Consider the following 20,420-nt stretch of genomic DNA (forward strand, 5'->3'; position numbering starts at 1 on the left):
CCCCTGCTCCAGATTTTCCATGTCCGCAGCGCCAGGCCGGTGCTGCGGACGTTTCGCTGAGCGGGCGCCGCGGTGGGTTGCCGCAGAGATGGTTGATCCAGGTCAAGGCGCCAGTGAGGCCAGTTCGACAAAACCGTGCTAACATCCTCTCGGGAACCTGCTGTCCGAATGTCCGAGTCCACGTCCCTTTACGCACCCCGCGTGCCGATCTTCCCTCGCCGTGTGTCGGGCCCGTTCCGGCGCCTGAAGTGGTGGATCCTGATCGTGACGCTGGGCATCTACTACGTCACGCCCTGGCTGCGCTGGGACCGGGGGCCGTCGCTGCCCGATCAGGCGGTGCTGGTCGATCTGGCGAACCGGCGGTTCTACTTCTTCTGGATCGAGATCTGGCCACACGAATTCTACTTCGTGGCCGGGCTGCTTATCATGGCGGGGCTAGGGCTTTTCCTGTTCACCGCCGCGCTTGGCCGGGTCTGGTGCGGCTATGCCTGCCCGCAGACCGTCTGGACGGATCTCTTCATCCTCGTCGAGCGCTGGATCGAGGGCGACCGCAACGCGCGCATCCGGCTGCATGACGCGCCGTGGACCGTGCGGAAGTGGCGGCTGAGGGTCACGAAGTGGACTGTCTGGCTGCTGATCGGGCTCGCCACCGGCGGGGCGTGGGTGTTCTATTTCACCGATGCGCCGGCCTTGGCGCGGGACCTTGCGACCTTTTCGGCCCCGCCTGTCGCCTATATCACCATCGCGATCCTGACCGCGACGACCTTCGTCTTCGGCGGCTTCATGCGGGAACAGGTCTGCATCTACATGTGCCCGTGGCCGCGCATCCAGGGCGCGATGATGGACGAGGACACGCTGACCGTCGGTTATCGCGACTGGCGGGGAGAGCCGCGGGGCAAGGGCACCAAGCGCCGGAAGGAAGTGGCCGAGGCCGTGCCGGGCGGGGCCGATGCGGTCGCCCGCTACGGCAAGGCGGTTGAGCGGCAGGGCGAGGCGCCGCGGATCTCGGCCAGCGGAGAGGAACTGGGCGATTGCATCGATTGCAACGCCTGTGTCGCCGTCTGTCCGATGGGGATCGACATCCGCGACGGGCAGCAGATGGAGTGCATCACCTGCGCGCTGTGCATCGATGCCTGCGACGACGTGATGGCCAAGATCGGCAAGCCGCGGGGGCTGATCGACTATCTCGCCCTGTCGGACGCTCCGAACGAGATTGCGGGCGAGCCGCCGAAGGCTGCCTGGACCCACGTCGTGAAGCCGCGCAACATCCTCTACACCACGCTGTGGAGCGGGATCGGCGTCGCGCTGGTCTTTGCCCTGTTCATCCGGCCCGAGATCGAGATGACGGTGGCGCCGATCCGCAACCCGCAATTCGTGACGCTGGCCGACGGAACGATCCGCAACCTCTATGACGTGCGGCTGCGCAACAAGCACGGGGATGACCGGCGGTTCCGGTTGTCGATCGCGACGGAAGAGGATTTGCGGATCGCACTGGAAGGGACCGAAACGCTGTTCGTGGAGGTGCCCGCCAACACCCAGCGGCTGCAGCGCGTCTATGTCAGTGCCCGTCCGGGATCAGACGCGGCCCAGCAGCATGCGAGCGATTTCCGGTTCTGGGTCGAGGACGTTCAAAGCGGCGAGCGCGCCCACAGGGACAGCACATTCAACGGAAGGGATCTGCCATGAGCGAGGCAAAACTGACGGGACGCAAGGTATTCGCGATGTTCGCCGTGGGCTTCGGGATCATCATCACGGTGAACCTGACGCTGGCCTTCAACGCGGTGCGGACGTTCCCGGGGCTGGAGACGAAGAACAGCTATGTCGCCTCGCAGCGCTTTGACGAGGACCGCGCGGCGCAGGATGCGCTGGGTTGGTCGGTCGACGCGGCCCTGGACGGGGGCAAGCTGACGGTGGCGATCCGCGATGCGGCGGGCGCGGCCGTGTATCCCGAGGTCGCGGGCGCGCTGTTCGGGCGGCCGACCCATGTGGGCGAGGATCGGGAACCGGCGCTGGTCTGGACCGGCGCCGCCTACGAGGCGGATGTGGATCCGGCGCCGGGGCAGTGGATCCTGAAGCTTGATCTGGTGGCGAAGGACGGGACACAGTTCCGCCGGACCATCCCGCTTTGGGTGCGCGGCGCATGACGGCGACCGTCGGATGCCCGGGCTGTGTGGCCGCGCCGGAGCGGCCAAGCTCTGCTGCACCGGCGGCGGATGTGCTGTTGCACCTGCCCGGCATCCATTGCGCAGGCTGCATCGCCACGGCCGAGGATACGCTGAACGCGCTGCCGGGGGTGAGCGCCCATGTGAACCTGTCGCGCCGCCGGGCGACCGTCGCGACCGGCGGGCGGCTGGAGGCCGCGCCGCTGATCGAGGCGCTGGCGGCGGTGGGCATCGAGGCGCACGAGCTGGACGTGGCGGAGCTGGCCCCGCAGGACCGGACGGGGCGGGACCTTCTGATGCGCATCGGCGTGTCGGGCTTTGCGATGATGAACGTGATGCTGCTGTCGGTCGCGGTCTGGTCGGGGGCTGCGGATACGACGCGGCAGTTGTTCCACCTGATCTCGGCCCTGATCGCGGTGCCGGCGATCGTGTTCTCGGCCCGGCCGTTCTTTGTCTCGGCGCTTGGGGCGCTGAGGGCGGCGCGGCTGAACATGGACGTGCCGATTGCCCTCGCGATCCTGCTGGCGACGCTGATCTCGGCCGTCGAGGCGTTGCAGGGGGGCGAGGGGCACGCGTGGTTCGAGGCGGCCTTGTCGCTGACCTTCTTCCTGCTGGCGGGGCGGTATCTGGACCATGCGAGCCGGTCGGCCGCGCGATCGGCCGCGAAGGAGCTGTCGGCGCTGGAGGTGCCACGGGCGACCCGGCTGACCGACGGCGGCGAGGAAGTCGTGCGCGCGGCGGACCTGCGGGCCGGGGACGCCATCCGCGTGGCGCCGGGGATGCGGCTGCCTGCGGACGGCATCGTCGCCGAAGGGCGGAGCGAGCTGGACCGCGCCCTGCTGACCGGGGAAACCTTGCCGGTCGGGATCGCGCCGGGGGATCCGGTGGAGGCGGGGACGTTGAACCTGACCGGGCCGCTGGTCGTGACGGTGGCACGGGCGGGGCGGGATACAGCGCTGTCGCGGCTCGCCGATCTGGTGGCGACGGCCGAGGCGGCGCGGACGCGCTATGCCTCGCTCGCCGACCGGGCGGCGCGGGCCTATGCGCCGGTGGTGCATCTGCTGGCCTTGGCGGCATTCGCGGGCTGGTTCTGGGGGACGGGCGATGCGCTGCTGGCGCTGGGGATCGCGGTGGCGGTGCTGATCATCACCTGCCCCTGCGCCTTGGGACTGGCCGTGCCCGCGGTGTCGATCGCGACCTCGGGACGACTGTTCCGTAAGGGGCTGTTGGTCAAGTCGAACACGGCTTTGGAACGGCTGGCTGAGGTCGATACCGTCATCTTCGACAAGACGGGGACGCTGACGGAGGGCGCTCCGGTCGTGGTGGGAGAACCTGCGGTGGAGGACGTGCGGCTGGCGATGGCGCTGGCGGAGGGGTCGGTGCATCCGCTGGCCCTGGCGATCGTTGCCCATGGGCGGGCCCGCGGGTTGACGCCGGTGCCGGTCGAGGACCGTGTGGAGCATCCGGGGCTCGGCATCGCGGCGGTTCATAACGGACAGCAGGTGCGGCTGGGGCGCGCCGCCTGGGTCGGCGCTGCGGAGGCGGACCGGACGGCGACGTGGCTTGACCGGGGCGACGGAGCGCCGGTGGCGATCGGCTTTACCGACCGGCCGCGTGCAGGCGCCGAGGAGGCCGTGTCGCGATTGAAGGGACTGGGATTGCGGGTCGAGTTGATCTCGGGCGATGCCGCGGCGCCGGTGGCGGATCTGGCGGGAAAGCTGGGGATCGAGGCGGCAAAGTCGGGCCTGACCCCAGCGAAGAAGGCGGCGCATGTGGAGGCACTGGCGGCCGGGGGCCGCACGGTGCTGATGGTGGGCGACGGGCTGAACGATACGGGCGCGCTGGCGGCGGCCCATGCATCGATCGCGCCGGCGTCGGCGCTGGATGCGGCGCGGGCGGTGTCGGATGTGGTGCTGCTGAACGCGCGGCTTGATCCGGTGGCGGATGCAGTCATCCAAGCGCGGGCGGCGCGGCGGCGGATGGGGGAGAACATCTGGCTGGCACTGGCCTACAACGCGGTTGCGATCCCCGTGGCGCTGGCGGGGTTTGCGACCCCGCTGCTCGCCGCCTTGGCGATGTCGGCCTCGTCGATTACGGTGTCCCTCAACGCATTGAGGGCGCCGAAATGAGTGTTCTGGCTTTTCTGATCCCGGTATCGCTGGTCTTGGGCCTTGGGGCGCTTGCGGCCTTCGTCTGGGCGATGCGCAATCATCAGTATGACGATATGGAGCGGGGGCGGCACTCTGTCCTCGACGACCGGCACGACGACGCGCCCGGGGAGTGAACCGGAGCGCAGTGCGCGCGACCCCAGGTGACGGCCGTACCGGTCGATAGGGCGGCAATCGCAAGAATTGTTCGCAGACGCCGAAGATCCGGGCATCCAGAGCCTGCCAGACGGGCAAAAACGGGACATAATCGAAGGCGTCACACAAAATTGTGAGGCCGACCTGTCTAAAAGTCAGGTTGCGGACGAATTGTGCGTAATCTCTTGTCATGCTAGTGTCACTTAACGGTCGAACTCCAGAAATCGGCCGGGGGAGAGTAAGCGGTTTCGGGTTAGATAGCGGGACATGGCGCGCGCCATGTCCCGTTTTTTCTGCGCCCCGCCCCTTTCCCCCGCTTGCATTGCTGTCTATGTCGCGGCGCGCATGGAACGTAGGAAAGAGGTCATGGGGTATAAGGTCGTCGTCGCCGGGGCTACCGGCAGTGTCGGGCGGGAGATGCTGAACATCCTCGCCGAGCGGGAGTTTCCGGTTGACGAGATCGTGGCGCTGGCGTCGCGGCGGTCGCTGGGGACGGAAGTGAGCTTTGGCGACAAGACACTCAAGACGGAGGACCTGGCTGCGTTCGACTTCACCGGATGGGACATCGCCTTGTTCGCCATCGGGTCGGATGCGACCAAGGAATATGCGCCCAAGGCCGCGAAGGCAGGCTGTGTGGTGATCGATAACTCCTCGCTCTACCGCTACGATCCGGATGTCCCGCTGATCGTGCCGGAGGTGAATGCGGACGCGATCACGGGGTATTCCAAGAAGAACATCATCGCGAACCCCAACTGCTCGACCGCGCAGATGGTGGTGGCGCTGAAGCCGCTGCATGACCGTGCAACGATCAAGCGGGTGGTCGTGTCGACCTATCAGTCGGCGTCGGGCGCCGGGAAGGACGGGATGGACGAGCTTTGGGACCAGACGAAGGCTGTCTATAATCCGACGAGCGAGGTCGCGCCGAAGACGTTCCAGAAACAGATCGCGTTTAACGTGATCCCGCAGATCGGCGACTTCATGGACAGCGGCGACACCTATGAAGAGTGGAAGATGGTCGCCGAGACGAAGAAGATCGTCGATCCCGCGATCAAGGTGACGGCGACCTGCGTGCGGGTGCCGGTGTTTGTCGGCCATTCGGAAGCGATCAATATTGAGTTCGAGGAATTCCTCGACGAGGACGAGGCGCGGGACATCCTGCGCGAGGCGCCCGGGATCATGGTCATCGATAAGCGCGAGGATGGCGGCTATGTCACCCCGATCGAGGCGGCCGGAGATTTCGCGACCTTCATCAGCCGCATCCGTCAGGATTCGACGATCGAGAACGGGCTGAACCTGTGGTGCGTGTCCGACAACCTGCGCAAGGGGGCGGCGCTGAACGCGGTGCAGATCGCCGAAGTGCTGGGCCAGCGGGTGCTGCAAAAGGGCTGAGCCGCGAGGCTCAGCCGATCACGGTCGCGACGAGCAGGGACGCAATGCCGTAGCCGATGCAGGCGGTGAACAGGCTGTGATTCAGCAGCTTGATCCGGCCACGGGTGATGATCGCCACGGCAATCCCGACAAAAAGCGCGAGATGGGCGGCGGCGAGGACGTAGAGGACGGCACCGCCGTTCCAGCTGCCTGTTTCATTCATGGCATCAAGCGCCGCGTTGGTAACGAAGCCGAGGATGAAGCCAAGCGGGATAAAGAGCATGCCAACGGCGAACTTCGCAAAGAACCCGGGGCCAGAACGCCCGAGGGAGAGCTTTGCGGGGCGGTCAGGCCGGGACGGCGTGACCGGCGGCATGGTTTTTTCGCGTGTCTCTTCGATCCGGGCGATACGGTCCTGGAACGTGGTCTGTGCGGTCATGGCCGATTTCCATCCTCGTATGGAAACTGGTGATCGCGGGCAATATCGGCACCAATTTGGCGGGGGGACGACGTTCGCGGGACGGTCTCGTGACCGGCTAACTGCTAATTAAGCTTGATTGAACCCAGAGCAGATCAGAACAGGCCGTCATCGGTAAGATCGAGCGGCTCGACAGAAAGGGCATAATCTTCCAGCATGCTGGGTTCGGGAGCCGGGTCCGGCAATTCAGGTTCATTTTCCTCCAGGCTGAGTTCGATAAAGAGGTTATCCGCCTCCTCCTCTCCGGGATCGCCGGTTCCGGCGAAAACGAAGTCCTCCTCGCCGAAGGCGTCGTCGTCGATCACATCGACCGCGGGCACGCTGCGCAGGTCGAACCGCATCTCTCCGTCATATGGCAGCCGTTCCAGGGTCGCCCCTTTGAGAAACTGGTCCATCTCCATCGCCTCGGTGAAGCGTGGCAAGGGATCGCCCGCCAGCGCGAAGACCCCGTCCGACACGACGCGCCCGCCATCGAAGGTAAGCGCGAGGATGGTGGACATGAAGCCATCGGCGGAGAGCTGGAAGAGCTCCAGATCATCGGGCAGAAGGCCCAGAGCCGGGCCGACGCCGTCATAGACCATGACGCCGGGCGAGACCGCGACCTCGGCCCCGCTGGGGCCGCCGGGGACGTATTCGAAGCTGCAGAAGACGCCCCCGTCGACCGGTTCGATTTCAAGCCGCGACTGGGTCAGGCTCTGGACCGGCCCGTCGGCGCGCGCCGTCAGTTCGTATCCGTGGAGAATGAATTTCGGCATCGGTCGCCTTTCTGGCCGTTCGGGTTTCTCCGGACCATGGCGGGCGAATCTGAAAACGTCCTTAACGCGCGGTGGATTTTTGAGGAGCGACGCCGATCAGATGTTTGCCCCATCTGCCCCAAATGGCGATGCCCCAAGCTCTATTGTCGCTGGATCTGCTCTGCGCCCGAAGAGCTAGAACCGCTCGGCCCGCAGCACTTCGGTATCCGTGACGCTGACGACGCCGATATGGGTCTCGACGACCTCGAACGCGGCGTCGAGCAAGTCGTCGAGCCGGTCGGGGCGGATCAGGCAGATCACGGCGACCATGCCGGAACGGCCGATCTGGCCCTCGCGGCTCCACCGGCCGGAGCGGCCCGACCCGCCGAGAACGGGCAGGACGGTGAAGCCCGTGACCCCCGCCCCTTCGAGCGCCTGGGTCAGGCGGCGCTCCATCGGGGCCTCGATGATGATCTCGACGCGTTTGGCCTTGTGGGTGTCCATCTCAGCCTCCTGTAACGGCCGTGGCAACCGCGACATAAAGCGGGATGCCGAGGGTCAGGTTGAAGGGGAAGGTCACGCCGAGCGACAGCGTGAGGTAGATCGACGGCCGCGCTTCGGGCAGGGCCACGCGCATGGCGGCGGGCACGGCGATGTAGCTGGCCGAGGCGGCGAGCGTCATCATCAGTGCAGTGCCGCCCGGCGAGAGGCCGAGGAGGAACGCCATGAGAAGGCCGCAGCTGGCGCCGACCGGCGGCATCGTCAGACCGAAAGCGATCGCGCCCGCCCCGAGGTCGCCGCGGGTTTCCCTCAGACCGCGGCCTGCGACGAGACCCATGTCGAGCAGGAAGAGACAGAGGACCCCCTGGAACGGCGCCACGATGAAGCTGGAGATCAGGTCGAGCCCGTCGGTCCCCGTGATCCAGCCGATGGCGAAGGATCCCAGCAGGAGAACGATCGACCCGTTCAGCAGGATTTCGCGCCAGAGATCGGGTTCCATCCGGCGGCTCTTGTCGCCGCGCGCGACGAGCCAGAGGGCGGAAAGGATGGCGGGCGCCTCCATCACCGCGGCGACGGCGACCATGTAGCCTTCGGGATCGGTGCCCCGGCCCTGGAGGACGGAGGTCGCGGCGACAAAGGTAACGATGGAGATCGAACCGTAATGGGCGGCGACGGCGGCTGCGTCGAGCACCGGCAGGCGGGTCATGATCCGGATCAGCGCGAAGGCGATGAACGGCAGCCCGAAGGAGAGGACGGCACCGGCCAGCAGCGCGAAGACGAGGCGCGCATCGACGCCGTGTTCTGCGACCCCGGCCCCACCCTTGAAGCCGATGGCGAAGAGCAGGTAGAGCGACATCGCCTTCGCCGCCGCCTCTGGCACCGAGAGGTCGGAGCGCGCCAGCGCCGCGCCGAGACCCAGCGCGAAGCTGAGGATGATCGGTGAAAGCAGGTTCTGGGCGGCGAGCGCGGCAATCTCGCTCATAGTTGCTGGAAGCCCTTGTCGTAATCATAGACAGAGAGGTGCCCTTCGCCGATATCGGTGATCGCGCCGTGGACGCCGAGGCGCCCGGCATCGACCGCTTCGGCGACGAAAGGATAGCCGAGGAGGTTTTCCAGGGAGACGAGGACGGCCTCGTGTTCGAAGGCCTTGACCCGTTCATCGGCTGGCAGGTCTTTGACGTTCGGCCAGCGCGGTTCGAGGATCTCGAGCCAGCGGCCGACGAAATCGCTTTCGATCTTTTCGCCCGTCACGCAGCGGTCGTGGCAGGCCTTGACCCCGCCACAATTGGTATGACCAAGGACGATCAGGTCACCGACCTTGAGAGTCTTCACCGCGTATTCGACCGCCGCGCTGGTGCCGTGATGATCACCGTCGGGCGTGTAGGGCGGAACGAGGTTGGCCACGTTGCGGTGGATGAAGAATTCACCCTGGTCGGCGCCGAAGATCGCGGTCACGTGGACCCGGCTGTCGCAGCAGGAGATCACCATGGTGCGGGGATGCTGGCCCGCCTCGGCCAAGTTACGGTACCAGGCGGCATTTTCTTCGAATGTAGTCGCCTTCCACCCGCGATAGCGCTGCACGAGGTAGCCAGGCAACGGCTTCATACGATGCATCTGATCCCTCCCCTCGGGTCCGGTGGGCGGCAGATATGCGGGATTTGATTGAAAGACAAAAGAGATTTCGCGGCGGTGTATACGAATTCGGAAAGGGATGGAGCGAAACAGATCGTGAACAAATGATGAGGCATGGTGGCATGGACAAAGTGATTCCCTTGCGGCCGATGGACAGCGTGGATGTCGATCTCGACCGGCTTCAGTATCTGCTGGAAGAGCTGGGGGCGAGCGCCTGTGCCGATACGGTGGATCGGTCGATTGATCGGCTGGCAACCGACCTCAAGGCGCTGGACTGCGCGCATGCGGATGCGGATCTGATCGTGATGGTACGCATCTCTCGCTCGATCGCGGAGGCGGCGGGACGGATCGGACTGACGACGCTGGCTAATGCGGCGGGCTGCGTGGTCAAGGCCGTGCGCGCGCGCGATCCGGTGGCGACCAATGCGACGATCGCGCGGGTCGGCCGGGTCGCTATCGCATCGCTGGCGGCGATCGAGGATCCCGAGGATGCGGGACTGGGGTGAGGGCTGTTGCGGCGCTCGACGAGCATTTCGGAGGAGACGCACTGCGTCTGACCTTTGGGAGCACGGCTATGGGCTCGTGACCGGGGCCCGTACTTGGATCAGAGCAGGCTGCGTAGCTGCACAGGGCACTTCTTTGATGCGATGAAGTACCTCGCTCTCGGTATGGGATCGCTGAAATACTGATCTGGTCCGAGATGCTTCCGGGCGTTCAACGCAATGGTGTCGAGCAGGGGGGAAATCAATCCTCACGATCCTTGCGCGCCAGCCGGGATACCGATCCTGATATCCGGCCCAATAGCGGGAAAGGAGCTTTCTGCGCAGTGAGTAGCCATGAAAGTCAAACGCGACCTTGCCGTTCGTCACGAAGATATGGTTGCCGCCAAAGCCGTCGGCCTGCACGATCCACTCACCGTGAAAGCCATCGACGGGCGCGTCTTCGAGAAACACTCCGGCCAAGATGTGGCAAGCACCAAAGCCGAAGAAGATGCGATCCGGCTGATCCCAGCGCTTCTTGGGGTGCTTCTTTATGCCGGGAATGGGCCAATACATCGAAGCCCCGATAGCACACCTAGATTACCTGGTGGCGTCTTTCCGACGCTTCGTCAACGGGGCGGCTACGATCTATGTTGTCCGGTTCGTAAGCAGAAAGGCCGCCGCTCCCCCAAAGAAGGTGGCGAAGATGCCTTCGAACCACCGGCGGAGGCGAAGATAGGCGGCGGTGAGCGGCGCGCTGGAGAAGAGGAATGCGTACCCCGTCACCAACGTGAAGTTGATCGCGACGCAGGTTCCGACGATCCAGGCGATGGAAGCCCCGGTCGCGCCGGGCTGGAGGCCGATCGCGAAGATGGACCCCCAGAAGATCACCGCCTTGGGATTGGTCAGGTGGATGAGCGTGCCTTTCACCCAGGCGAGGGAGTAGGAGCCCGCGCCGACATCCTTCGGCACAAGATCCTGGGACCTCATCGCGGCGCGGGCGGATTTGTAAGCCAGCCAGGCAAGATAGGCGGCGCCGGCAAAGCGAATGATCTCGATCAGCCATTGGTTGGCCGCGAGGATCGCGCCGAAGCCGAGTGCCGCAAAGATTGCCCAGACCATCGACCCCGCCGTGACGCCCCAGGCCAGCGAGAGACCCAGCGCCCTCCCGCGGGCCATCGAGGTACCCGCGATCGCGAGTGTCGCAGGACCGGGCGTCAGCCCGCCAAGGAGGGCCGCGCCGATGACGATCCAGAAGTTGACGTACTCCATCCCATATCTCCTGCCGGGGCTCGGTCTCCTGATCCTCAACTTACACCAGAAGTCCGGTCAGAGGCATTCTCTGATAAGCGGACTACGGCGCATGACTTACCATACGTCACCTATCGTCCTGCTTGCCCTGTGCCCGCGCCGAACTAGGCTGCGCGAGAAGAAAAAGGAGCGCTTGATGACCCTTACGTTCGCGTCACCTGATGGCCCGACGATACCGCTTTATCCCGTCAGGCCCTGCAGGTTGCGCAAGGCCCTCGACACGTTGGGCGAGCGGGCGGCGACCTGGGCGAAAGCCCAGGATTTCAACGCGGGATTTGGCGCAGCGCTCGTCATCCCGGGTGAGGATGGCGCAATCGCGGCGGCCCTGGGCGGGTTGGGCGACGAGACGGCACGGAAGCGCCAGCGTTTTGCGATGGCGGGCGTTGCCTCGGGCCTGCCGGCCGGACGATACGCGCTGCAGGGCAATCTGGAAGACGGGGATCTGGAGGAAGCGTGCCTCGGCTGGCTTTTGTCGCGGTACCGCTTTGACCGCTACGCGAAGCAACCGCCTGCGGTGGCAGAGCTGGTCGCGCCGGGCGGCGTCGACGCGGCGCGGATCGAGGCGATCGTGGCGGGCGAGGTTTTGACCCGCGATCTGATCAACACTCCGGCGGGCGATATGGGGCCTGCCGCGTTGGAACAGGCAGCGCGCGATCTGGCCGAGGCGAATGGGGCGCGTGTGGAGGTGACCGAGGGGGACGATCTGCTCGATCAGGGCTTTCCGATGATCCATGCCGTTGGCCGCGCCGCCGATGACGACCCGCGCCTGATCGACCTGCGCTGGGGGGAGGAAGGGCCAACGCTGACACTGGTCGGCAAGGGCGTGTGTTTCGATACCGGTGGGCTGAACATCAAGCCGTCTTCGTCAATGGCGCTGATGAAGAAGGATATGGGCGGGGCGGCAACGGTGCTGGGGCTCGCCTCCATGATCATGACGCTGGGGCTGCCGCTGCGCCTGCGGGTGCTGATCCCGGCGGTGGAAAACTCGATCTCGGACGAAGCGATGCGGCCGGGCGACATCCTGACCTCGCGCAAAGGGCTGACGGTCGAGATCAACAACACCGATGCGGAAGGCCGGCTGGTGCTGGCCGACGCGCTGACCCTGGCGGTGGAGGAGAAGCCGGATCTTCTGGTCTCGATGGCAACGCTGACCGGGGCGGCACGGGTGGCGGTCGGACCGGATCTGGCGCCGTTCTACACCGGTGACGACGACGATGCAGAAGCGCTGGCCGAGGCCGCCGTGCGAGTGCGTGACCCCGTGTGGCGGATGCCGTTTCATGACCCGTATGAAGCGATGTTGGAACCTGGGATTGCCGACCTCGACAATGCGCCAAAGGGCGGATTTGGGGGGTCGATCACGGCGGCCCTGTTCCTGCGGCGGTTTGCGACGCACCCGCGGTATCTGCATTTTGACATCTACGGGTGGACACCGAACCCGGCGCCCGGACGGCCCAAGGGCGGCGTCGGACAGGGGGCCCGGGCGCTTTTCGACGCCTTGCCGGAGATTCTGGACCTATGAGCGAGGATCCGCGACGGCTGGATCTTGGCCCCGGTGAGGCCCGCCGGGCGATGCGGCTGACGGACATCTGCCGCAGTCCCGAAGGGGCGCGGGACCGGCAGCTACAGCGGGGAGAGGCGGTTTCGGCCCACGCGGCGCGGGATGGCTGGATGCAGGTCACAGCGGGGCGCGACGGTTACACGGGTTGGGTTTTGAGTGACGACCTGCACAAGGCCCCCGCCACGACCCATCGGGTGGCCGTCCGTGCGACCCACGCATATCCTGAACCGAACATGAAGACGCGGGAGTTGGCCTCTTATGGGTTCGGGACGGAACTAGCGGTCGTGGATGAGCGGCACAAATTCTTTGAGACGGATGCAGGGTTCGTGCCGAAGGCGCATCTGCGCCCGCTCGACCGGCCGTTTTCGGATCCGGTGACGGTGGCGCAGCTGTTCTTCGGGACGCCCTATCTGTGGGGCGGAAATTCCGTGTTTGGGCTGGATTGCTCAGGCATCACCCAGATTGCCTGCCTGGCCTGCGGCCTCCCCTGCCCCGGCGACAGCGACATGCAGGAGGCGGAACTGGGGCAGCCGACCGAAGATCTGCGCCATGGGGATTTGATCTTCTGGAAGGGGCACGTTGCCTGGGTCGTGGATGAACAGACGATCCTGCACGCGAACGCCCACCACATGGCCGTCGCTTACGAGCCGCTGGGCCCCGCTATCGCCCGGATTGAAGCGCAGGGGGACGGAAAGCCGACGGCGCGCAAACGGCTCTAAGACTTACTCGACCGCGCGGATCAGCTTGCGCTCGAGCACCCGGAGCACCGCCCTGAGGTCGTGCCCGCGCTTGAGCACCTGCCCCTCCGCCCCGATCACCGCGTATTGGCCCTGGCGGCTCCGCAGCTTGGGGCGTTTCTCGATGCGGTAGAGGGGGTGCTCCGCAGTCCGGCGGAAGACGGCGAAGACAGCCACGTCTTTCAGATGCGATATCCCATAGTCGCGCCATTCGCCTGCCGCGACCATTCGGCCATAGAGCGACAGGATCGGGCTTAACTCTGTTCGGTGGAAACTCACGACCCCCGATTGGGCGGGGAAAGGCGTCACGGTCGACATATCCATGAGGGCAGAGTTGCCGCAAAAAGCGTGCGGATCAAGTCTTTGAGGTATGGGTGTTGCCTGCACGTTCGTCTTTGACCGGCTTGCTGGCCGCTGTGACTGTTGGTCTGGGGAGGCGGTTAGCGTTGCGATCTAGGAAATGCCGCAGGGCGGCTTCGTCCCGTTTGCCGGCCTCGCGGGTCCAGGAGCCGATCGCCTTCTGAACGTAGGTGTCCTTGTCTTCGGCGAGCACCTCGGCGATGCGGAACGTATCGGCGACCTCTCCGCGCTTGAGGAAGGCGTGGGTGGCGACGATGGCGGTACGGCGGGCGTTGGGGTCGTCCGATCCCGCCATCCGGTCGAGGACGGAGCGATCCTTGTCGATCAGGTATTCGCCGATCACATGGGGCGCTGCGCGGTCGACGAGATCCCAGTTGTTGATGCGGTCGTGACAGTGCAGGTAGAGATTGTAGAGTGCCTTGCGCCGCTCTGGGTCGAGGCGTTTCTGGCGTGCCTGGAAATCCATCACCGAGACGGCGGCCATGCGGACCTCGTAGTGGGGATCCTCGAGAAGGCGTTCGATGTCGTCGAGGGAGAGATCGGCGAAGCGCTTGGCGACGGGGAAGACCTTGCCGATGGAGACGCCCATCACCTGGGTCTCGGGATCGGCACCACGGAAGAACTTCCGGACCTTCGGAACCTCTTCGGGGTCGGCAAGCTCGCTCAGGGCGGCGATCAGCTCGGCGGCACGGTCAGCCATAGGTCGGGTTCTGCGGCCAGCCTTCGGGCGAGTCCTCGAAGGATTGCTGGCGACCCCAGACGGTCATGTCGAGGATGTAATGGGCGCCGCCGAACGCTTCGCAGCCGCGGGCGAAGGTCGAGTAAGTGTGGAAGATATCGTCGCCGACCTTGAGAAAGGCGCTGAAGCCGGGTGTCTCGGCCGGTTTGCCCTCAGTCAGGGTGAAGCCATCAGCCGCAAGTTCGTCCCGGGTCTTGTAATTGTAGGAGGTGGCGCCCTTGGCGGGGTCGAGCGTGACGCCGAAATCGTAGTTGAAGTCGCTTCCGAAGGAGGAGACCCAGGGGAAGGTCCAGCCGCGTTTGGCCTTGTAGGCCTCGATCTTGGCGATCGGGGCGCGGGAAACGTAAGTGAACGCCGTGTTGCTGTCGGCGAGATGCCGGATGTGACCATCTGAGATCTCATCGGCGAGATGGGTGCAGCTTGAGCAGCCCTCGTCCCAATCCGGATCGAACATGAAGTGTCCGAGGAAGAGTTGGCTGTGACCGCCAAAGAGGTCGGCAAGGGATAGCGGGCCGCTTGGCCCCTCGAAAGCGTAGTCTTTCTCGATCCGAACCATGGGGAGCCGACGACGCCGGGCCGCGACGGCATCGCGCTGGCGGGTCAACGCCTTTTCCTCGGCGAGGAGGGTCATGCGGGCTGTCAGCCACTTATCCTGTGACACGATTTCAGGATACTTCGTTGCCTCGGCCATGCTTCCCTCCGCGCTGTGATGTCATTTAAGTTGATATCAATTTAATTTTACATCGTCAACGAGCCGAGCGTTCTGTCTGTTTGACGCCCACCGGGAATGCCCGCAATCTCCACGTTTATGTCAACTGTGAACCAGATGCCCCTGAGGCGCGCGATACCTCCCGGACAGACGGTCTCGACCGGCTTTGTCGTGGCTGTCGTTGGCTTTTTCAGTTCCTTCCCGATCGTACTGCAGGGGCTGGCCGCCATGGGCGCGACGGAGGTGCAGGCGGCGTCGGGGCTTGCCGCAGCCGCTTTTTCCATGGGGCTGGCCGGGATCGCGTTGAGCCTTTGGAAAGGACAGCCGATCAGCGTGGCGTGGTCGACGCCGGGCGTTGCCGTACTTGCCGTCATGGCAACACCCGCAGGCGGCTTTTCGGAGGCGGTCGGGGCGTTCCTGATCGCGGGTATCCTGACGCTGGTGGCGGGGCTGGTCCGGCCGATCGGGCGGCTTGCGGCGGCGATCCCCCCGCCGCTGGCGCAGGCGATGCTGGCCGGCGTCTTGGTGGCGCTGTGCACGGCGCCGTTCCTGGCCCTGGCAGAGGTGCCCGAGACGGCGCTGCCGATCATCCTGACCTGGTTTATCGTTGGACGCTTTTCCGGCATCTTCGCCGTTCCGGCGGCAGTCGTCGCCGCGTTCCTGCTGACGCTCTGGACGAATGACTTCACCCTCACCCCGCCCGACCAGATCCTGTCACGTCTGACGATCACGGCCCCGAGCTTCACGGCCTCGGCGGTTTTCGGTATCGCGTTGCCGCTTTTCATCGTGACGATGGCGACCCAGAACATCCCCGGCATCGCCGTCCTGCGGAGCTTCGGCTACACACCGCCGCCCGGCCAGATGCTGACCGGCGTTGGCGCGGCCAGCGTCGCCTCCGCCCCGTTCGGCGCGCCCGCCACCTGCCTTGCTGCGATCACGGCCGCGATGTGTGCCGGGGAGGACTCGCATCCCGACCGGACCCTGCGCTACTGGTCAGCGGTCATGGCGGGGGTGTTCTATTGCGTCCTCGGTCTTTTTGCCGCTGTCATCACGGTGGTGGCCGCGGCGGCGCCTCCGATGACTTTGGAGACGCTGGCGGGCATCGCCTTGCTTGGCGTTTTCGCGAATTCGGCTCAGGCGGCGCTCGACAAGCCGGAGTATCGGGAGGCGGCAGCGGTGACCTTCCTCGTCACGGCATCCGGGATCACGATTATCGGGCTGAGTGCGGCAGTCTGGGGTCTGGTACTCGGTGGGGTGGTCCAGCTGGCGAAGATGCTGAAGCGCTAGCCGCAGAAGACCCTCGCGACGCGGCCGTCTGCGCCGATTTCGAAGTTCAGCCTCTCGGCCAGGGGCGGCCATGTCACCCGCATCTCGGGCCGGATGACGCGGACCGGGCGGAGGATCAGCAGCTCGCGCAGCGCCGCTTCGGGCTGGCCGATCAACACGCGATACCGCTCGCCCTCGCAAGCCGACAGATCCGCGGGCTGCCGCGCTTCCGGGACCGGCGCGCAGGCGGCCAGCGCCAGCAGGGCCGTCAGCCGCAGGTGACGGATAGGATCACCCCGTTTTCGTCGACGCGGAAATTGATCCGGCCGGGGCTGTATTCCTGTGTCACGATATCGCCTGGGCCGATCACCCGGTCATTCAGGCTCGACGGCAGCGTGACGGCTGCGATGTTGGAGCCGACGAGGCTCTCGTAATCGGCTGCGCCGCAGGTATCGGGGGTCAGCTTGTCGAGCCCGCCGGGCTCTTCGCTGACGGAGGGTGATGGCTCGCAAGCTGCGAGGGCCAAAAGGAAAATCGGCAGTGCATATTTCATGGCGGCATAAGTGGCACACCCGCGCCCTGGGTCAAGCCCCTTGCGCGGGGATCGGCAATCCCCCACCCTCGCCGCGACAGTGAAGGGGAGGATATCCATGCGCACCCAAGCCGCCGTTGCCCTGGAGGCGGGCAAGCCGCTCGAAATCATGGAGGTAGAGCTCGACGGGCCGAAGGAGGGGGAGGTCCTGGTCGAGATCATGGCGACGGGCATCTGCCACACGGACGAATTCACGCTATCGGGCGCCGATCCGGAGGGGCTGTTCCCGGCGATCCTGGGCCACGAGGGGGCGGGCATCGTCCGTGATGTCGGCCCGGGCGTGACGAGCGTGAAGCCGTGCGATCACGTGATCCCGCTCTACACGCCGGAATGCCGGGAATGCGAGTATTGCCTGAACCCCAAGACGAACCTCTGTCAGGCAATCCGCTCGACCCAGGGACAAGGGGTAATGCCGGACGGCACGAGCCGGTTCCGGATGACGGATGGAACGCCAATCCTGCATTATATGGGCTGTTCGACCTTTTCGAACTTCACCGTCCTGCCCGAGATCGCGTTGGCCAAGGTCCGGCAGGACGCGCCGTTCGACAAGATCTGCTATATCGGCTGCGGCGTGACGACCGGGATCGGCGCCGTCATCAACACGGCGAAGGTCGAGATCGGGTCGACCGCCATCGTCTTCGGCCTCGGCGGGATCGGGTTGAACGTGATCCAGGGGCTGCGGCTTGCCGGGGCGGACCGGATCGTGGGGGTGGACATCAACCCCGACAAGGTGCCGATGGCCCAGCGCTTTGGCATGACCGATTTCGTGAACCCGAAGGAGGTCGATGGCCCCCTCGCCCCTTATCTGGTCGACCTGACGGGCGGCGGCGACTATACGTTCGATGCCACAGGTAATGTCGAGGTCATGCGCATCGCGCTTGAAGCGGCCCATAAGGGCTGGGGCGAAAGCATCATCATCGGCGTCGCCCCGGCGGGGGCCGAGATCGCCACCCGCCCCTTCCAGCTGGTCACCGGCCGCGTCTGGCGTGGCACGGCGTTCGGCGGCGCACGAGGCCGCACGGAGGTGCCGCAGATCGTCGACTGGTACATGGACGGCAAGATCGAGATCGACCCGATGATCACCCACACGATGCCGCTCAAGGACATCAACAAGGGGTTCGACCTGATGCATGAGGGTAAGTCAATCCGGTCGGTCGTGGTCTACTAGGTGGTGCCCACGATCGAGATCATCTTTGAGAACATGCAAACGAATATCGGCGCGGTCGAGGACCGCACCCATCGCATTCGCAATTTTGGGGAAGATATCTGGCGGGCCTTCCACCATGAGGAGGGTGTAAAGATTTCGATACGGGACATCGACCGCACGACTGACAGAGTTACGATTGCGGTGCGGAAATCCATGATAGGACGGGTCACCCAGTCTGCGCGCAAAATGGCAGCGAAGCATTTTCCGGAAGGTGGATTCACGGTGAAGATATCTTGACCGCTGGGCCCCTTTCAATACGGCCTGCGACCCCCGGCGATGCGACCGTGCTGTGGGCCATGCTCCAACCCGTTTTCCGAGCCGGCGACACCTATGCCGTCGACCCGGCGATCTCCCGCGAGGACGCGCTGGCCTATTGGACCGGCTCGGATCACCACGTCTTCATCGCCGAGGATGCAGCGCCACTTGGCACCTACTACCTGAAGACCAACCAGCAGGGCGGCGGCGCGCATGTCTGCAACGCCGCTTTCGTGACTGCTGAGGCCGCCCGCGGCAAGGGCGTTGCGCGCGCTATGCTCGACCATGCGCTGATAACCGCGAAAGAGACCGGGTACGAGGCGATGCAGTTCAACTTCGTCGTCGCTGCCAATACCCGAGCCGTCGACCTCTGGACCCACGCGGGTTTCGAGACGGTGGGCCGGTTGCCCAAAGCATTTCGCCTGCCCGACGGGGCCTACACGGACGCGCTTGTGATGCACCGCTTCCTTGGGAAGGCCTAAGGCGCCATTAAGGTTAACGCGCCACGCCGATCGGACGGCTCCTCCGGTTTCACTCGCAACATCTTTGATCTAGATACCGTTCAAATCTCATCGTCTTTGCCTCGGTAAATATTCCGGGGGTCCGGGGGCTGGCCCCCGGTCCGACGTCAGAAGAAAGAACACCATGGCCACCGATCGTCCCCTCCTCGCAATTCTCATAGACGCCGACAACACGTCGCCCAAATTCGCGGGCGCGATCTTTGAGGAGATCGCGAGCCTTGGGGAGGCCTCGGTTCGGCGGTGCTATGGGGATTTCTCGTCGCAGCAGATGGCCGGCTGGAACCGGGTGCAGGCGGATCACGGGCTGGTGCCGCTTCATTCGCCGGCGAATACGGTGGGCAAGAACGCCTCTGACATCAGCCTGGTCATCGACGCGATGGACCTCTTGCATTCCGGGCGGTTCGACGGCTTCGTGCTGGTGTCGTCGGACAGCGACTTCACCCGGCTCGCCTCGCGGATCCGGGAACAGGGGCTCGACGTCTATGGAATTGGGCAGCAGAAGACGCCCGAGGCGTTTCGCAAGGCCTGCAAGCGGTTCATCTTTCTGGAAAACCTCGGCCAGGAGACCACGCAGGCGCAGGTTCCGAAGGGGGAGCGCGGCAAATCACGCCCCGTGAACGAGGCGCGCGACATCATCTTTCGGGCCATGGATGCGATCGGGCAGGATGACGAGTGGTACGGGCTCGGCCCGCTGGGGCAGTACATCACCGCCGCAAATCCGGATTTCGACACGCGGACCTACGGCAAGAAAAAGCTGAGCGACCTGGTGAAGGAAATCCGGATGCTTGAAACCAAGCGTGGCGATGACAACCAGCTTCTGGTGCGGCGGATCGACTAGGCCTCGTAGCGGGCCATGAAGGTTTCGACGGCTTCGTCGACGATGTGCTCGATTCTGTCCTTGCTTGGCTTCTGGTCGATCCCGAAGACCATGCATGGAAAGATATCAGCTTTGCACATTTCAGCGAACTGGTCGGCCGCCAAGGCGCAATCCTTGATCTTCAGCTTTCCCGCCGCGATCTGCTGGTCGAGATAGTCGATCGTCATCGCCCGGACCTTCATTGGCCCGTTTTCGAAGAACTGGCGGCCGAGTTCAGGAAAGCGATCGCTTTCGGCGACGCAGATGCGGAAGACGTTCAGACCGAAATCCGAGGTAATGAGCGTCATCAGATCCATGCCCATCGACTTGAGTGCGATGCGCACGTCGCTGCCTTCGTGGAGGACCTGGTCGTAATTCTCGGCCATGCGCAGGCATTCGAGCCGGGCGACTTCCATGAAAAGCAATTTTTTGTCAGGGAAGTAGCTGTAGAGGGTCGCCTTGGAAACGCCGGCCGTCTTGGCGATGTCGTCGACGCTCGCCCCTTCGAACCCATCGGCCATGAAAACGGTGCGTGCGCCTTCGAGGACTTGCTCGATCTTACGGCCACGCTTTGACGCTATACTCTGTACATTCATTTCCAAGATATAAACCGTCTGGTTTAGTTCTGGCAAGGCGGCACGGAGGCGCCGCC

General features: G+C 64.9%; 26 protein-coding genes. 13 read left to right on the top strand and 13 right to left on the bottom strand.

Annotation, left to right across the window (positions count from 1 at the left end):
- Window positions 1-168: 168 nt before the first annotated feature.
- From ccoG to AADZ90_RS00230, 5 genes are all read left to right on the top strand, one after another.
- Window positions 169-1,686 carry a cytochrome c oxidase accessory protein CcoG gene (gene ccoG / locus AADZ90_RS00210; RefSeq protein WP_367311486.1) on the top strand — a complete coding sequence of 506 codons (1,518 nt, stop codon included), beginning with the start codon at window positions 169-171 and terminating at the stop codon, window positions 1,684-1,686.
- Window positions 1,683-2,144: a FixH family protein gene (locus tag AADZ90_RS00215; protein WP_367311485.1), complete on the top strand. Its 462-nt coding sequence runs from the start codon at window positions 1,683-1,685 to the stop codon at window positions 2,142-2,144. Before ccoG ends, AADZ90_RS00215 begins: the two co-directional genes overlap by 4 nt.
- Window positions 2,141-4,291: a heavy metal translocating P-type ATPase gene (locus tag AADZ90_RS00220; protein WP_367311484.1), complete on the top strand. Its 2,151-nt coding sequence runs from the start codon at window positions 2,141-2,143 to the stop codon at window positions 4,289-4,291. Before AADZ90_RS00215 ends, AADZ90_RS00220 begins: the two co-directional genes overlap by 4 nt.
- Window positions 4,288-4,446, top strand: a complete 159-nt coding sequence (ccoS, locus tag AADZ90_RS00225) for a cbb3-type cytochrome oxidase assembly protein CcoS (RefSeq protein WP_367311483.1) — start codon at window positions 4,288-4,290, stop codon at window positions 4,444-4,446. The genes AADZ90_RS00220 and ccoS overlap by 4 nt, the downstream gene beginning before the upstream one ends.
- 385 nt (window positions 4,447-4,831) lie before the next feature.
- The gene (locus AADZ90_RS00230; protein WP_367311561.1) at window positions 4,832-5,854 is read left to right on the top strand and encodes an aspartate-semialdehyde dehydrogenase; all 1,023 of its coding nucleotides are present in this window, start codon (window positions 4,832-4,834) and stop codon (window positions 5,852-5,854) included.
- Between the two features lie 10 nt (window positions 5,855-5,864).
- Here the strand turns inward: AADZ90_RS00230 and AADZ90_RS00235 are convergent, their stop codons facing one another.
- From AADZ90_RS00235 to AADZ90_RS00255, 5 genes are all read right to left on the bottom strand, one after another.
- Window positions 5,865-6,272 carry a hypothetical protein gene (locus AADZ90_RS00235; RefSeq protein ID WP_367311482.1) on the bottom strand — a complete coding sequence of 136 codons (408 nt, stop codon included), beginning with the start codon at window positions 6,270-6,272 and terminating at the stop codon, window positions 5,865-5,867.
- A 134-nt stretch (window positions 6,273-6,406) separates the two neighbouring features.
- Window positions 6,407-7,066: a hypothetical protein gene (locus tag AADZ90_RS00240; protein ID WP_367311481.1), complete on the bottom strand. Its 660-nt coding sequence runs from the start codon at window positions 7,064-7,066 to the stop codon at window positions 6,407-6,409.
- 174 nt (window positions 7,067-7,240) lie between these two features.
- Window positions 7,241-7,549, bottom strand: a complete 309-nt coding sequence (locus AADZ90_RS00245; protein WP_367311480.1) for a P-II family nitrogen regulator — start codon at window positions 7,547-7,549, stop codon at window positions 7,241-7,243.
- A gap of 1 nt (window position 7,550) precedes the next feature.
- Complete coding sequence (locus tag AADZ90_RS00250) at window positions 7,551-8,528, bottom strand: sodium-dependent bicarbonate transport family permease (protein WP_367311479.1); 978 nt, start codon at window positions 8,526-8,528, stop codon at window positions 7,551-7,553.
- Window positions 8,525-9,160, bottom strand: coding sequence for a carbonic anhydrase (locus AADZ90_RS00255; RefSeq protein WP_367311478.1), 636 nt, complete (start codon window positions 9,158-9,160; stop codon window positions 8,525-8,527). Before AADZ90_RS00255 ends, AADZ90_RS00250 begins: the two co-directional genes overlap by 4 nt.
- Before the next feature lie 140 nt (window positions 9,161-9,300).
- Here AADZ90_RS00255 and AADZ90_RS00260 point away from each other — a divergent pair, with 140 nt between their 5' ends.
- Window positions 9,301-9,684, top strand: coding sequence for a hypothetical protein (locus AADZ90_RS00260; protein WP_367311477.1), 384 nt, complete (start codon window positions 9,301-9,303; stop codon window positions 9,682-9,684).
- Window positions 9,685-9,750: 66 nt separating this feature from the next.
- On the opposite strand, the gene AADZ90_RS00265 is transcribed toward AADZ90_RS00260, so the two are convergent.
- Window positions 9,751-10,233 (bottom strand): hypothetical protein, encoded by a 483-nt coding sequence (locus AADZ90_RS00265; RefSeq protein WP_367311476.1) that lies wholly within the window; start codon window positions 10,231-10,233, stop codon window positions 9,751-9,753.
- A 72-nt stretch (window positions 10,234-10,305) separates the two neighbouring features.
- Window positions 10,306-10,929: a LysE family translocator gene (locus tag AADZ90_RS00270; protein ID WP_367311475.1), complete on the bottom strand. Its 624-nt coding sequence runs from the start codon at window positions 10,927-10,929 to the stop codon at window positions 10,306-10,308.
- 175 nt (window positions 10,930-11,104) lie between these two features.
- On the opposite strand from AADZ90_RS00270, the gene AADZ90_RS00275 reads away from it, so the two are divergent.
- Complete coding sequence (locus tag AADZ90_RS00275; protein ID WP_367311474.1) at window positions 11,105-12,487, top strand: leucyl aminopeptidase family protein; 1,383 nt, start codon at window positions 11,105-11,107, stop codon at window positions 12,485-12,487.
- Window positions 12,484-13,245, top strand: a complete 762-nt coding sequence (locus AADZ90_RS00280) for a C40 family peptidase (RefSeq protein ID WP_367311473.1) — start codon at window positions 12,484-12,486, stop codon at window positions 13,243-13,245. The genes AADZ90_RS00275 and AADZ90_RS00280 overlap by 4 nt, the downstream gene beginning before the upstream one ends.
- A 3-nt stretch (window positions 13,246-13,248) precedes the next feature.
- On the opposite strand, the gene AADZ90_RS00285 is transcribed toward AADZ90_RS00280, so the two are convergent.
- From AADZ90_RS00285 to AADZ90_RS00295, 3 genes are read right to left on the bottom strand one after another with little or no spacing between them, the layout of a single operon-like run.
- Window positions 13,249-13,581 (bottom strand): DUF2794 domain-containing protein, encoded by a 333-nt coding sequence (locus AADZ90_RS00285; protein WP_367311560.1) that lies wholly within the window; start codon window positions 13,579-13,581, stop codon window positions 13,249-13,251.
- A gap of 37 nt (window positions 13,582-13,618) precedes the next feature.
- Window positions 13,619-14,323: a DNA alkylation repair protein gene (locus AADZ90_RS00290; protein ID WP_367311472.1), complete on the bottom strand. Its 705-nt coding sequence runs from the start codon at window positions 14,321-14,323 to the stop codon at window positions 13,619-13,621.
- On the bottom strand, window positions 14,316-15,053 hold the full coding sequence (locus tag AADZ90_RS00295) for a DUF899 domain-containing protein (protein ID WP_367311471.1): 738 nt from the start codon (window positions 15,051-15,053) through the stop codon (window positions 14,316-14,318). Before AADZ90_RS00295 ends, AADZ90_RS00290 begins: the two co-directional genes overlap by 8 nt.
- Window positions 15,054-15,188: 135 nt before the next feature.
- On the opposite strand from AADZ90_RS00295, the gene AADZ90_RS00300 reads away from it, so the two are divergent.
- The gene (locus AADZ90_RS00300) at window positions 15,189-16,358 is read left to right on the top strand and encodes a benzoate/H(+) symporter BenE family transporter (RefSeq protein WP_411996908.1); all 1,170 of its coding nucleotides are present in this window, start codon (window positions 15,189-15,191) and stop codon (window positions 16,356-16,358) included.
- Here AADZ90_RS00300 and AADZ90_RS00305 read toward each other — a convergent pair.
- Together AADZ90_RS00305 and AADZ90_RS00310 are read right to left on the bottom strand one after the other, a co-directional pair.
- Window positions 16,355-16,516, bottom strand: a complete 162-nt coding sequence (locus AADZ90_RS00305) for a hypothetical protein (protein ID WP_411996909.1) — start codon at window positions 16,514-16,516, stop codon at window positions 16,355-16,357. The genes AADZ90_RS00300 and AADZ90_RS00305 overlap by 4 nt on opposite strands.
- 89 nt (window positions 16,517-16,605) lie before the next feature.
- Window positions 16,606-16,890 carry an I78 family peptidase inhibitor gene (locus AADZ90_RS00310; protein ID WP_367311468.1) on the bottom strand — a complete coding sequence of 95 codons (285 nt, stop codon included), beginning with the start codon at window positions 16,888-16,890 and terminating at the stop codon, window positions 16,606-16,608.
- Between the two features lie 97 nt (window positions 16,891-16,987).
- On the opposite strand from AADZ90_RS00310, the gene AADZ90_RS00315 reads away from it, so the two are divergent.
- From AADZ90_RS00315 to AADZ90_RS00330, 4 genes are all read left to right on the top strand, one after another.
- A complete protein-coding gene (locus AADZ90_RS00315; RefSeq protein ID WP_367311467.1) occupies window positions 16,988-18,097 on the top strand; it encodes an S-(hydroxymethyl)glutathione dehydrogenase/class III alcohol dehydrogenase in 1,110 nt (369 codons plus the stop codon).
- Between the two features lie 3 nt (window positions 18,098-18,100).
- On the top strand, window positions 18,101-18,373 hold the full coding sequence (locus AADZ90_RS00320; RefSeq protein WP_367311466.1) for a hypothetical protein: 273 nt from the start codon (window positions 18,101-18,103) through the stop codon (window positions 18,371-18,373).
- Window positions 18,370-18,873, top strand: a complete 504-nt coding sequence (locus AADZ90_RS00325; protein WP_411996910.1) for a GNAT family N-acetyltransferase — start codon at window positions 18,370-18,372, stop codon at window positions 18,871-18,873. The genes AADZ90_RS00320 and AADZ90_RS00325 overlap by 4 nt, the downstream gene beginning before the upstream one ends.
- Before the next feature lie 163 nt (window positions 18,874-19,036).
- Window positions 19,037-19,750 (top strand): NYN domain-containing protein, encoded by a 714-nt coding sequence (locus AADZ90_RS00330; protein WP_367311464.1) that lies wholly within the window; start codon window positions 19,037-19,039, stop codon window positions 19,748-19,750.
- On the opposite strand, the gene AADZ90_RS00335 is transcribed toward AADZ90_RS00330, so the two are convergent.
- Window positions 19,747-20,364, bottom strand: coding sequence for a TetR/AcrR family transcriptional regulator (locus AADZ90_RS00335; protein ID WP_367311463.1), 618 nt, complete (start codon window positions 20,362-20,364; stop codon window positions 19,747-19,749). The two genes, AADZ90_RS00330 and AADZ90_RS00335, sit on opposite strands and share 4 nt — an antisense overlap.
- Window positions 20,365-20,420 lie beyond the last annotated feature (56 nt).

This window comes from Aestuariibius violaceus, assembly GCF_040779325.2.
Classification (GTDB): domain Bacteria; phylum Pseudomonadota; class Alphaproteobacteria; order Rhodobacterales; family Rhodobacteraceae; genus Aestuariibius; species Aestuariibius violaceus.

Excerpts from the sequence above, each read along its gene's own strand:
- AADZ90_RS00265 (WP_367311476.1), bottom strand. The coding sequence starts at position 10,233 with ATGTATTGGCCCATTCCCGGCATAAAGAAGCACCCCAAGAAGCGCTGG.
- AADZ90_RS00285 (WP_367311560.1), bottom strand. The coding sequence starts at position 13,581 with ATGTCGACCGTGACGCCTTTCCCCGCCCAATCGGGGGTCGTGAGTTTC.
- AADZ90_RS00310 (WP_367311468.1), bottom strand. The coding sequence starts at position 16,890 with ATGAAATATGCACTGCCGATTTTCCTTTTGGCCCTCGCAGCTTGCGAG.
- ccoS (WP_367311483.1), top strand. The coding sequence starts at position 4,288 with ATGAGTGTTCTGGCTTTTCTGATCCCGGTATCGCTGGTCTTGGGCCTT.
- AADZ90_RS00215 (WP_367311485.1), top strand. The coding sequence starts at position 1,683 with ATGAGCGAGGCAAAACTGACGGGACGCAAGGTATTCGCGATGTTCGCC.
- AADZ90_RS00295 (WP_367311471.1), bottom strand. The coding sequence starts at position 15,053 with ATGGCCGAGGCAACGAAGTATCCTGAAATCGTGTCACAGGATAAGTGG.
- AADZ90_RS00330 (WP_367311464.1), top strand. The coding sequence starts at position 19,037 with ATGGCCACCGATCGTCCCCTCCTCGCAATTCTCATAGACGCCGACAAC.
- AADZ90_RS00275 (WP_367311474.1), top strand. The coding sequence starts at position 11,105 with ATGACCCTTACGTTCGCGTCACCTGATGGCCCGACGATACCGCTTTAT.
- AADZ90_RS00335 (WP_367311463.1), bottom strand. The coding sequence starts at position 20,364 with ATGAATGTACAGAGTATAGCGTCAAAGCGTGGCCGTAAGATCGAGCAA.
- AADZ90_RS00220 (WP_367311484.1), top strand. The coding sequence starts at position 2,141 with ATGACGGCGACCGTCGGATGCCCGGGCTGTGTGGCCGCGCCGGAGCGG.
- AADZ90_RS00300 (WP_411996908.1), top strand. The coding sequence starts at position 15,189 with ATGCCCCTGAGGCGCGCGATACCTCCCGGACAGACGGTCTCGACCGGC.
- AADZ90_RS00230 (WP_367311561.1), top strand. The coding sequence starts at position 4,832 with ATGGGGTATAAGGTCGTCGTCGCCGGGGCTACCGGCAGTGTCGGGCGG.
- AADZ90_RS00240 (WP_367311481.1), bottom strand. The coding sequence starts at position 7,066 with ATGCCGAAATTCATTCTCCACGGATACGAACTGACGGCGCGCGCCGAC.
- AADZ90_RS00270 (WP_367311475.1), bottom strand. The coding sequence starts at position 10,929 with ATGGAGTACGTCAACTTCTGGATCGTCATCGGCGCGGCCCTCCTTGGC.
- AADZ90_RS00315 (WP_367311467.1), top strand. The coding sequence starts at position 16,988 with ATGCGCACCCAAGCCGCCGTTGCCCTGGAGGCGGGCAAGCCGCTCGAA.
- AADZ90_RS00255 (WP_367311478.1), bottom strand. The coding sequence starts at position 9,160 with ATGCATCGTATGAAGCCGTTGCCTGGCTACCTCGTGCAGCGCTATCGC.
- ccoG (WP_367311486.1), top strand. The coding sequence starts at position 169 with ATGTCCGAGTCCACGTCCCTTTACGCACCCCGCGTGCCGATCTTCCCT.
- AADZ90_RS00250 (WP_367311479.1), bottom strand. The coding sequence starts at position 8,528 with ATGAGCGAGATTGCCGCGCTCGCCGCCCAGAACCTGCTTTCACCGATC.
- AADZ90_RS00245 (WP_367311480.1), bottom strand. The coding sequence starts at position 7,549 with ATGGACACCCACAAGGCCAAACGCGTCGAGATCATCATCGAGGCCCCG.
- AADZ90_RS00260 (WP_367311477.1), top strand. The coding sequence starts at position 9,301 with ATGGACAAAGTGATTCCCTTGCGGCCGATGGACAGCGTGGATGTCGAT.
- AADZ90_RS00235 (WP_367311482.1), bottom strand. The coding sequence starts at position 6,272 with ATGACCGCACAGACCACGTTCCAGGACCGTATCGCCCGGATCGAAGAG.
- AADZ90_RS00290 (WP_367311472.1), bottom strand. The coding sequence starts at position 14,323 with ATGGCTGACCGTGCCGCCGAGCTGATCGCCGCCCTGAGCGAGCTTGCC.
- AADZ90_RS00280 (WP_367311473.1), top strand. The coding sequence starts at position 12,484 with ATGAGCGAGGATCCGCGACGGCTGGATCTTGGCCCCGGTGAGGCCCGC.